11 protein-coding genes are annotated in these 9,915 nt (G+C 42.0%); 2 read left to right on the top strand and 9 right to left on the bottom strand.

Annotated elements, in window-relative coordinates:
- Positions 1–450 precede the first annotated feature (450 nt).
- The 3 genes from NXH67_RS06465 to NXH67_RS06455 all read right to left on the bottom strand — a co-directional run bounded on the left by NXH67_RS06465 (position 451) and on the right by NXH67_RS06455 (position 3,065).
- Positions 451–795, bottom strand: coding sequence for a hypothetical protein (locus NXH67_RS06465; protein ID WP_272796810.1), 345 nt, complete (start codon positions 793–795; stop codon positions 451–453).
- A 486-nt stretch (positions 796–1,281) separates the two neighbouring features.
- Entirely contained in the window at positions 1,282–2,463 is a 1,182-nt protein-coding gene (locus NXH67_RS06460) for an MFS transporter (RefSeq protein ID WP_022780010.1), read from the bottom strand.
- A gap of 2 nt (positions 2,464–2,465) precedes the next feature.
- Positions 2,466–3,065, bottom strand: coding sequence for a DUF1349 domain-containing protein (locus tag NXH67_RS06455; protein ID WP_022780009.1), 600 nt, complete (start codon positions 3,063–3,065; stop codon positions 2,466–2,468).
- Between the two features lie 134 nt (positions 3,066–3,199).
- Between NXH67_RS06455 and NXH67_RS06450 the strand changes: the two genes are divergently transcribed.
- The gene (locus NXH67_RS06450) at positions 3,200–4,102 is read left to right on the top strand and encodes an AraC family transcriptional regulator (protein ID WP_022780008.1); all 903 of its coding nucleotides are present in this window, start codon (positions 3,200–3,202) and stop codon (positions 4,100–4,102) included.
- 114 nt (positions 4,103–4,216) lie between these two features.
- Here NXH67_RS06450 and rpsI read toward each other — a convergent pair whose 3' ends face one another.
- Both rpsI and rplM read right to left on the bottom strand, forming a co-directional pair.
- Positions 4,217–4,615: a 30S ribosomal protein S9 gene (gene rpsI, locus NXH67_RS06445; protein WP_022778121.1), complete on the bottom strand. Its 399-nt coding sequence runs from the start codon at positions 4,613–4,615 to the stop codon at positions 4,217–4,219.
- 24 nt (positions 4,616–4,639) lie between these two features.
- Positions 4,640–5,068: a 50S ribosomal protein L13 gene (gene rplM, locus NXH67_RS06440; protein ID WP_022778120.1), complete on the bottom strand. Its 429-nt coding sequence runs from the start codon at positions 5,066–5,068 to the stop codon at positions 4,640–4,642.
- Positions 5,069–5,336: 268 nt separating this feature from the next.
- On the opposite strand from rplM, the gene NXH67_RS06435 reads away from it, so the two are divergent.
- Positions 5,337–6,455 (top strand): 5-formyltetrahydrofolate cyclo-ligase, encoded by a 1,119-nt coding sequence (locus NXH67_RS06435; protein WP_272796809.1) that lies wholly within the window; start codon positions 5,337–5,339, stop codon positions 6,453–6,455.
- A gap of 40 nt (positions 6,456–6,495) precedes the next feature.
- On the opposite strand, the gene truA is transcribed toward NXH67_RS06435, so the two are convergent.
- The 4 genes from truA to NXH67_RS06415 are packed head-to-tail and all read right to left on the bottom strand — an operon-like array spanning position 6,496 to position 9,856.
- Positions 6,496–7,272 carry a tRNA pseudouridine(38-40) synthase TruA gene (truA, locus tag NXH67_RS06430; protein ID WP_272796808.1) on the bottom strand — a complete coding sequence of 259 codons (777 nt, stop codon included), beginning with the start codon at positions 7,270–7,272 and terminating at the stop codon, positions 6,496–6,498.
- 18 nt (positions 7,273–7,290) lie between these two features.
- Complete coding sequence (locus NXH67_RS06425) at positions 7,291–8,112, bottom strand: energy-coupling factor transporter transmembrane component T family protein (RefSeq protein WP_022778117.1); 822 nt, start codon at positions 8,110–8,112, stop codon at positions 7,291–7,293.
- Positions 8,106–8,957: an energy-coupling factor transporter ATPase gene (locus NXH67_RS06420; protein WP_272796807.1), complete on the bottom strand. Its 852-nt coding sequence runs from the start codon at positions 8,955–8,957 to the stop codon at positions 8,106–8,108. Before NXH67_RS06420 ends, NXH67_RS06425 begins: the two co-directional genes overlap by 7 nt.
- Positions 8,958–9,007: 50 nt before the next feature.
- Complete coding sequence (locus NXH67_RS06415; protein WP_026668648.1) at positions 9,008–9,856, bottom strand: energy-coupling factor transporter ATPase; 849 nt, start codon at positions 9,854–9,856, stop codon at positions 9,008–9,010.
- Positions 9,857–9,915 lie beyond the last annotated feature (59 nt).

Genomic DNA, 9,915 nt, shown 5'->3' with positions numbered 1-9,915 from the left:
TCATTGAGTTACCGAGTGTTTTTTCAACAAAGTCAACTGCAATTGGCACGTATAATCCAATTGAGCGACTTTAGGAGTGTCATCAGCTGTTCCTGGATTCTGATCCAGAGGCGCTAGTATCCAGCCACCCTGCTTTAGCAGGGCTTGCCCTTTACGGGTTCTGGTGGAAACGCTACAATGTTTCCAGCGACGGTGAGCTACTTTGCTGTTCCCATCATCTTCACCGTCGGCAGAACCGGTCATGCGTTTCTAGCAGGTTCCGTCAAGGGTGGCGTCCTTTGTCCACAACATGGTTGGTCGGTTAAACTGGAATTGGAATCTATTCTGAAATACTTAATTTTTTTCTTTGTAGCAACTGTTTATAATTATACCTATATCTACATCCTGTTCAATATTATGTGCATAAAACAAGGGCGTTTTCACGCCCTTGCCTAATGCACTATCAGTTATTCATCTCTCAGGCCTTAGATTATTCCTATTAAGATTAGGGACTTGTTGCTCTTTTCTCTGATCAACTATTGCCTGGCTTTCTCTTAGCTTTTGTAAAATGCTCGTTTTAGCCTTTTCAGCTATCTCAGGCTTCTTAGTCTTGTCCCACCATTCCTTGAATGTTTTAAAGGCTTTCGAGACTAATTTACCAAGTGTAGTCTTAGGATTTTCAAGTGTTGCATATCTCATGAATTCCTTTTCCATTTCCGTATTTACTACTGAGTCCACATATTGGTTAACTGTACTTTCGATGTCCTCCTTCATCTCTTTAGCCGTTCCCTCAAGAGTGGCTTCATTGCATTCCACTGTTCTCTCGTCTTATCCGCCCAGAATTCCTTATCCCCTACTTGGAGAATTACTTCTGTAGCCACATCATTCTTTTTGCTTTCGGATACATACTCCAGATAGTCATGGATCTGTCTGTCACTTCTTTTACCTTTGTTGTATTCCGCCACTTAATACAATTATAGATAAAAGAAAAAACCCAGAAACATCCGCCATGCCGACAGACTCGGAATGCTGCGCATCCCTCGTTGTCGCGGCATCCTTGTTCGTTCTACATACTATGCCATTCATAGCCCTTCGGGCTATTTCATGTCGCGCTGTCGCGCTGTATATCTTTGAGAACGATTAATGAAGTGAATGTGCCTTATTTTAGGCATTTCTCCTTCAAGTTGCTGTTTACCTGCTGCGTACGGTAGAAAGCTCAGGGCTACTGTGCGAGGCTGTTAGCAACGAAAGTTTATAATATGACGATATTGCCTGCTATATTACTTCCACCAATTTGAATATCTATCGATACTTATTTCGAATATAGAACACTGAAATTACTAAAATGATAGGAAAACCTATACCTGCCAATACTCCTGCCTGCAAATTATTAGCCGCTTTTTCAGATATACTTCCAATAATAGCAGGGCCCATTGCTCCCCCTAAATCTCCTGCGAGCGCTAGAAGTGCAAACATTGCTGTACCTCCAGTTGGAAGTATCTGTGATGATATACTAATTGAACCTGGCCACATTATACCTACAGAAAATCCGCATAATGCACATCCAATCAATCCAACCCATGGTATATTTGCCAGTCCGGCAACCAGATAACACATAAGGCACAATACTCCGGATGCCATCATGAAAATTGTCAGATCAACTTTTTCACCGAACTTTCCATAAAGAAGTCTACTGATTCCCATGCACACTGCAAATCCGCAGGGTCCAGCCAAATCTCCAACCGTTTTGGAAACATGTAGTGCTGATTCAGCATAGGCGGATGCCCACTGTCCCATCGCTATTTCTGAAGAACCTGCGCAGATCATGAGTATAATAAAAATCCAAAATGCTTTTGTTTTCAACAGTTGGGGCATTGTCATGCTCTTACCATCTTCTACCAGTGGTTCGATTGGACAGGTTGCAAAATTGAAAATGTTATAAAGCGGAATGACCGACCATATAAGTGCCATTATTCTCCATTTTTCTATACCAAAAACCGTAAAGAAGGCTGTGGAGCCCAAGACAACTCCAACCCATCCCCAGCAATAAAAGGAATGAAGAAGACTCATCATTGTATCCTTATTTTCGAATGGACATGCTTCTACAATTGGACTTACCAGCACTTCTGTCAATCCACTTCCAACAGCATATATAAATACACACACAAGGATTCCCCAAAATGGTACTGACAATAAGTCAGGTAATACAGCAAGTCCTGCAAGTCCTAATCCTGATGTAATCTCTGCAGCTATTACGCATACTCTGTAACCCATTTTATCTACTATACCTGCACATAAAAAATCAACTACAAGCTGTGTAACAAAGAATGCTGTTGAAATAGCAGCCAGCTTTCCAAATGATATATTGTATGTATTATGAAATGTTATAAACAATAGCGGTACAAAATTAGCGCAGATGGCCTGTGTTACAAATCCCAGATAGCATGCAAGCTGTGTTTTTTTATAATTCTTTTCTACTTCCATTTTTATTCCCCGGCCCTGATATTTTTTACCGTTTTGCTTTCAATAGAAAGATTCTCGTATATTCTGTCTCCACCTTGGCCTGTAGGTGCCTGAGCAAGTAAACCTACTTTCACAGACTCAGCATCTTTCATTAAGAAATATCTTGTCATATGGAAATGCACTCCATCCAGGGAGTAATGAAAAGAAAATGCTCTGCCCACGCGACAAACTCTAAGATATGCAAAATTCTGTCCTTCAATATCGCATCCATTAGCATCATCAGATTCACCATCTTTAGTTACAACACTTACAGCAGCGTGTGTTCCAAAGTCAGTAAGTTCAAAACAGCATTTAGCCCAGTTGTCCATATCCTGCATAACCATTACAGATGCAGAATCATAAGTTTCCTTAAAATCATGAGATACCTTTACATTAAGAACGAAGTCGCCCTTAACATCTGTGTAGAAATATGGAGCATTACAAAGTGATTCAGGAAGAATTCCTTCTTCACTTGTTGTACTTCCACCACAGAAGAAATCTGTCAAAGCCGGTGCTTTTATTGTAACCTTATTCTCTTCAATTTTTATCTCACCTTTATTGATCCATTTAAAATTATCAAACATAATCTACAGCCTCCTCTTTTTGTTAGTGCTTTTTTGTTAATCGAAAGAAATTATTGTAATTATATCGTATTATTAATATAATAAAAGGAATAAAATGGTCAAATAGTATAACTATATCTTCAAGAGGAATAATTATGGCACTCTCATCATGTATATCATTATCAAAACAAGCAACTCCATTCAATATAGATGAAACTGGAACCCATGGAACTGTAGAGTTTCCAGTTGCCATATATAGAGATGATATCACCGAAGATTTTGTCAACTGGCACTGGCACGCTGAAATTGAGATAGGCCATGTCGAAAAGGGCGTTATTCTTTTAGAATGCGGTAACAGAAAATATATACTTTCAGAAGGAGACTTATTTTTCATAAATACCAATGTTTTGCATTCCATGCGTAATCATACCCCCGTCAATGCAGCAATTTTTAAATCTGTCATATTTGACAGCTCTGTTATAAGCAGCAATACAGAAAGTATTTATTATAAAAAGTATTTACATCCTATCATCCATAGCGCAAGTATTAGAGATTTTATGCTGAAGTCAGATTCCATATTCTTTAGCAAATTGGACAATATTATCAAAACTGTATGGGAAATAATAAATCATGAACCAGAGGATTACGAGATATCAGTTAGAAATGAATTATCTGATTTTTTTGCTGTACTAAATCATATGAATCTAACAGAAAGTATGCTTACCCACACAGTAAATCCACTGTTAGAGGAGCGCGTACAGATAATCCTAAACTACATCCATTCAAACTATTCTAAAAATATAACGTTAGATGACCTGGCTAATGCTGCAAATGTTAGTAAAAGTGAAGTTCTTAGGTGCTTTAAGTCAATTATCAATATTTCACCAATTAAATATCTTAAGAATTTCAGATTGCAAAATGCGGCATATATGCTTAAAAGCAGCACTTACTCAGTTCAAACAATTTATGAGTTATGTGGATTTGATAACAACAGTTATTTCTCTAAATCATTTAAGGAACTGTTCCACTGTTCACCTCGTGAATACCGTAATAATTAAGAACAAGGCAACGATGAAGATTTAGAACGGCCGTAGCATATCTGAACTACTTGATTAATATAAGAAAACCCCCAGATAAAATCTGGGGGTTTCGAATCTGCATCTGCAGAATGATTATCTCTTTGAGAACTGAGGAGCACGACGAGCTTTCTTCAAACCGTACTTCTTTCTCTCCTTCATACGAGGGTCTCTTGTGAGGTATCCAGCCTTCTTAAGTGTAGGTCTGTACTCATCTGAGTCAGCCTGAAGAAGAGCTCTTGAAATACCATGTCTGATAGCACCAGCCTGACCTGTTGTGCCGCCACCTCTTACAGTAACAACAACGTCGAACTTATCTGTTGTCTCTGTAGCTACGAGAGGCTGTCTAACGATAACCTTGAGAGTCTCAAGTCCGAAGTACTCATCGATAGGTCTCTTGTTGATTGTGATATTTCCCTTACCTGAAACAAGATATACTCTTGCGATTGATTTCTTTCTTCTACCGGTTCCGTAGTAATTAGCTGATTTTGCCATTATTTTGATCTCCTTTCAACCCGATTAAAATGTAAGTACTTCAGGCTTCTGAGCTGCATGAGGATGCTCAGCTCCTGCATATACGTGGAGTTTTGTGTACATTTCTCTGCCAAGGGATCCCTTAGGAAGCATTCCCTTTACAGCGTGCTCGATAACTCTCTCGGGCTTATCCTGGAGCATCTGACGGAGTGAGAACTCCTTGTGATGACCAACATAATCTGTGTGGTGCCAATACATCTTCTGATCAAGCTTCTTACCGGATACTTTGATCTTCTCTGCATTGATAACGATTACATAATCTCCTGTGTCGATGTTAGGAGTGTAGATAGGCTTGTTCTTTCCTCTGAGTACGTTTGCAACGTTAGAAGCAAGACGTCCAAGTGTCATATCTGTAGCATCAACTACATACCACTTCTTCTCTACTGTAGCTGCACTAGGCATATAAGTTTTCATTGTGTTTCCTCCATTACTGTTATGAGCCGTGGATTAGCTCGGTAAAATAAAAACTATAAATTGATAGTTTGCAAGAACCCTTCACCTGATTCTTACATATATATGTACATATTGCAGCTTACCGGGACAACAATATGACATTCTTAACGCTGTCAGTCAAAAGACTGCATTGCATTGTGGACATAACGTCACACAGTAAGATATTATATGACCATCAGACCCTGATTGTCAATATACAAAAGCTTTTTATTGCTAATTTTTCTATAAAATGTTAACCTTACCTAAATGTATTACCCTCAGGAGGAGTTTTACAGTGAAGCCGAAGAAATATATTCTTTTTTTAGTATATGAGTTTATATATCTTTTAATAATGAAGCTCATTTTGGGCGGCGCTGGTTATTTGCAATATGTAGGTAAAAGCATATTAAAATATAATACAGGCTCTTTTCTTTTAATTATTTCCACCGACACATACACCTACAATTTCTTTGCTTATTTTGCAGGTTTACTTATTTTTCTCGGAATAGTGCTCTTCAACTACAAATTTCTGCTCTCATCCTACGAAGCACGTGAAGTATATCATAAAATGTCCTATCCGCAAGCCTTTTTTGCCCTGGCTCTTATACTGCTAAGCTGCCCTACCCTTGCGGGTGTACTCTATGTTGTGGAGTTTTTAAGCATAGCTATCGATTCTATCAGTCCTGAACCTGCAGCATTATTCACTATTTGGGGTTGGCCCCTTATAATAGCGATCCTTTCCATAATCAAGTTCAATGAACTTAGGAATTACTGGAAAACCTACTCCAGTAAAAGTGATATCAGAAAAACAGTCCTGATGCAGCGAAACGCCCTTTCCCAGGACGACATTGCCGATAAAAGTGAAATAATCTTCACTAAACTGTCCGATACTATTGAATACAAAAACGCTGAAAACATCCTGATCTACGCATCAACAGGATCCGAAGTCAGCACCGATACAATAATCCAAAACTGCCTGGATGAGGGCAAAAAAGTATTTTGTCCCAAGGTCATAGACAAAGAAAAGCGCCAGATGAAATTCATTCAGATAAACAGTCCCGAGGAGCTGATCGCAGGATTTAATGGAATCAGGGAGCCTAATCTTTCCGATAACTCCGTAATCTACCCCGAAACAGAAGACACATCACGAGGCACTCTGGTAATCATGCCCGGAGTTGCGTTTGATAGATACCGCAACCGCGTTGGATATAACGGCGGATTCTATGATACTTTTCTTGAAAAGCACAAGGAAATTAGTAAGATTGCTATAGCATTTCAGCTGCAGATCAGTGATACAATGATCGCCACTGATAAACACGACATCAAACCTGACCAGATCATAACCGAGCACAGCAAATACGCCGTTTGACCGGAAGTACCGATCTTGCTTGACCGGCAATTTTTGTATCTTACTCCTGCTCAGGTTCAGGGATTCCGTCCAGAAATTCATATTTTATCAGAAAAAGTCCTTCCGGAGGAGCTGTAGGTCCCGCTGCAGCTCTGTTTTTTTTCTCCAAAATGGTCTTCATCTCGGCAGGGCCGCCCTTGCCTCTTCCTATCTGCATAAGGGTTCCGGCGATAATTCTCACCATGTTGTACAAAAAGCCATTGCCCGTAACGCTGATGATAACTTCATCCCCTTCACGCCTTACATGAACATCCTTCACGGTCCTTACATGGGTCAGAGCCTGAGACTGAGCATTGCAAAAGCTTGTAAAATCATGCTCTCCCACCAGATATGAAGCCGCCTCATTCATGATGTCCACATCAAGAGGCATTGAAAAATGACATGTGTACATTCTCCTGGTCGGATCACAGATCTGAGTGTTCAGAATCCTGTATTCATAGGTCTTCTCCGTGCTACAGTGCCTGGGATGAAACTCCCTTGCCACCTGCCGTGAAGACGTTATCCTGATATCCTGCGGAAGCTCATGATTGAGCGCAAACATAAATCGGTCCCCGGGAATCGTAGAATCCGTATCAAAAACCGCCACATTTCCGTAGGCGTGAACCCCTGCATCAGTGCGGCTTGCGCCAATCACCTCTGTCTTTTCTCCCGTGAGACGAAAAATGGCTTCGTTAAGCCTTCCCTCTATGGTGTCAGGGGTAGTCTCCTGAAGAGCCCATCCGCTGTAGGCGGTGCCATCATATGAAACTATCAGCATTATTCTGCGGGTCTGTGACATCTTTTCTCCAATACAAGCTTAGAATCCAATAATTCCCAGAAGGTCGATCCTTCTCGCAACAATGATAAGCGCGAGGTATATAACCAGTACGATATATGCAATAAGATCAATCCTCTTGTAGATCAGGGGCTTCATCTTGGTCCTGCCTTCGCCGCCACGGTAGCACCTTGCCTCCATGGCCATAGCCAGGTCATTGGCCCTTCTGAAAGCTGAAACAAACAGCGGCACCAGCAGCGGAACCAGGCTTTTGGCCCTCTTTATCAGTGATCCACTCTCAAAATCAGCGCCTCTCGCCATCTGTGCCTTCATGATCTTGTCCGTCTCCTCCATAAGGATAGGAATAAATCTAAGAGCAATGGACATCATCATCGAGATCTCGTGAACAGGAACCTTCACCTTCTTCAAGGGATTAAGCAGGCTCTCAAGACCATCCGTCAGATTGTTGGGCGTAGTTGTCAGTGTCATGATCGATGAACCGGTTATAAGGAAAATCAGCCTTACAGCCATCATAACCGCCATTCGAAGGCCTTCTTTTGTTATCGTAAATTTCCAGAAACTAACCAGCGGAATACCCGGCGTCAGGAAAAGATTGAACACCATGGTTATCATCAGCAGGAAGAAGATTGCTCTCATACCCCTGAACATGAATTTAGGGGGCACATTTGAGAGTTTTATGCAAAGAGCGAGGAAAAGTGCGGCAATGATATAACCAAGCAAATTTCCCGCGATAAACAGCGAAATAATAAACGCAAAAGTAGCCACCAGCTTAACCCTTGGGTCCAGCCTGTGGATCACCGATTCAGTTCTGTAATATTGTCCTAAGGTTATGTCTCTTAACATCTTCCCAGCGCCTTTAAAATCTCATTTTTAGCTTCCGTAATGGTTGTGGCATTGGTGTCCACATTAAGTCCCGAAGCGGCAAGCTCCTGCATCACATAGGTAACCTGAGGTGCCGCAAGTCCGATCTCCTCAAGCTCCTTGTAATGGGCAAAAACATTCTTGGGCTCATCATCCAGAAAGACTCTGCCCTTATTCATAACGATTATCCTGTCGACATAGTCCGCAACATCTTCCATACTGTGGCTCACAAGAATAATAGTAATCCCCATTTCCTTATGAAGTGTGGAAATCAGACTCAAAATGTCATCCCTTCCCTTGGGATCAAGACCTGCTGTGGGCTCGTCCAGGATCAGCACTTCAGGCTTCATCGCAAGAACACCTGCGATAGCCACTCTCCTTTTTTGTCCACCTGACAGATCAAAGGGCGACTGGTAAAAATACTCATCGTCAAAACCAACCTGCTTGAGGGCCTCATAGGCTCTTAGCTCCACCTCTTTCTGGGAAAGTCCCAGATTCTTGGGGCCAAAACATACGTCCTTAAAGCAGTCGGTCTCAAAGAGCTGATGCTCGGGATACTGGAAAACCAGTCCCACCTTGGCCCTGAGGCTCTTTTTGTCGTAGCCCTGTTCGCTTATGTCCTTACCATCAAAATAAACTGTACCGCTGGTAGGCTTCACAAGGCCGTTCATATGCTGGATAAGGGTGGACTTGCCGGAGCCCGTGTGACCGATAAGTCCGATAAACTGTCCCTTGGGGATGTTCAGATTGACGTCAATAAGCGCAGCATGAGCCATTGCGGTATCTTCGTCGTATATGTAGTTGACATGATCAAGAATAATTGACATGTTATCTCCGTGTTAAATCGGCAATATTATCGCCTTTTTGTCTGTAAAAATCATTTCGCCAGCTTCTTGAGCTCTGATACAAGCTCCTCCCTGGTAAGAACACCATCAGGAAGCGGCACACCGCTCTTTTTGAGCTCATAGGCAAGCTCTGTGACCTGGGGAACTCCCAAATGAAGCTCCTTAAGTCTCTCAACCTGGGAAAAGATCTCTCTGGGCGTTCCCTCCATTACAACCTTGCCCTTGTCCATGACGAAGACTCTGTCAGCATGAACAACCTCTTCCATGTAGTGGGTGATCAGGATAACCGTAATACCTTCAACATCGTTCAGGGCTCTCGCGGCTCTTATCACGTCCTTTCGTCCGTTGGGGTCAAGCATGGCTGTAGGCTCATCCATAATGATACACTTGGGGTGCATTGCGATTACGCCTGCAATTGAAACTCTCTGTTTCTGGCCTCCGGATAGGTGATTGGGTGAGGACTTGCGAAACTGCAGCATATTCACAGCTTTAAGACTCTCATCTACCCGCTCCCAGATCTCGTCCGTGGGAACTCCCATGTTCTCAGGGCCAAAACCCACATCCTCTTCTACAACCTGTCCGATGATCTGATTGTCAGGATTCTGGAAGATCATTCCGGCTTCCTGCCTGATGTCCCAAAGGTGGTCATCATCCTCGGTGTTGTAGCCATCCACGTAGACTTCACCCTCTGTGGGGTAAAGAAGAGCGTTGAAGTGCTTGGCAAGGGTTGATTTGCCTGAGCCGTTGTGGCCCAGGATAGCAATGAACTGCCCGGGCTTAACCTCCAGGTCAACGCCGTCTATGGCTCTGGTGATGCCCTCTACATTGCCTTCCTCGTCGCGCCTTATATATTCAAATACCAGTTTGTCTGTTTTGATCATATTTTTCATAATAATATCCAATACCCAGTATTTATCAATAATTGTTAGTGTACTAAAAA

Origin of the sequence: Butyrivibrio sp. DSM 10294 (genome assembly GCF_028539135.1) — a bacterium.
GTDB lineage: Bacteria > Bacillota > Clostridia > Lachnospirales > Lachnospiraceae > Butyrivibrio.
This window is presented reverse-complemented; position numbering and strand designations above follow the sequence as displayed.

Excerpts from the sequence above, each read along its gene's own strand:
- NXH67_RS06420 (WP_272796807.1), bottom strand. The coding sequence starts at position 8,957 with ATGTCAATTATTCTTGATCATGTCAACTACATATACGACGAAGATACC.
- truA (WP_272796808.1), bottom strand. The coding sequence starts at position 7,272 with ATGTCACAGACCCGCAGAATAATGCTGATAGTTTCATATGATGGCACC.
- NXH67_RS06455 (WP_022780009.1), bottom strand. The coding sequence starts at position 3,065 with ATGTTTGATAATTTTAAATGGATCAATAAAGGTGAGATAAAAATTGAA.
- NXH67_RS06425 (WP_022778117.1), bottom strand. The coding sequence starts at position 8,112 with ATGTTAAGAGACATAACCTTAGGACAATATTACAGAACTGAATCGGTG.
- NXH67_RS06450 (WP_022780008.1), top strand. The coding sequence starts at position 3,200 with ATGGCACTCTCATCATGTATATCATTATCAAAACAAGCAACTCCATTC.
- rpsI (WP_022778121.1), bottom strand. The coding sequence starts at position 4,615 with ATGGCAAAATCAGCTAATTACTACGGAACCGGTAGAAGAAAGAAATCA.
- rplM (WP_022778120.1), bottom strand. The coding sequence starts at position 5,068 with ATGAAAACTTATATGCCTAGTGCAGCTACAGTAGAGAAGAAGTGGTAT.
- NXH67_RS06435 (WP_272796809.1), top strand. The coding sequence starts at position 5,337 with ATGTTAACCTTACCTAAATGTATTACCCTCAGGAGGAGTTTTACAGTG.
- NXH67_RS06415 (WP_026668648.1), bottom strand. The coding sequence starts at position 9,856 with ATGATCAAAACAGACAAACTGGTATTTGAATATATAAGGCGCGACGAG.
- NXH67_RS06460 (WP_022780010.1), bottom strand. The coding sequence starts at position 2,463 with ATGGAAGTAGAAAAGAATTATAAAAAAACACAGCTTGCATGCTATCTG.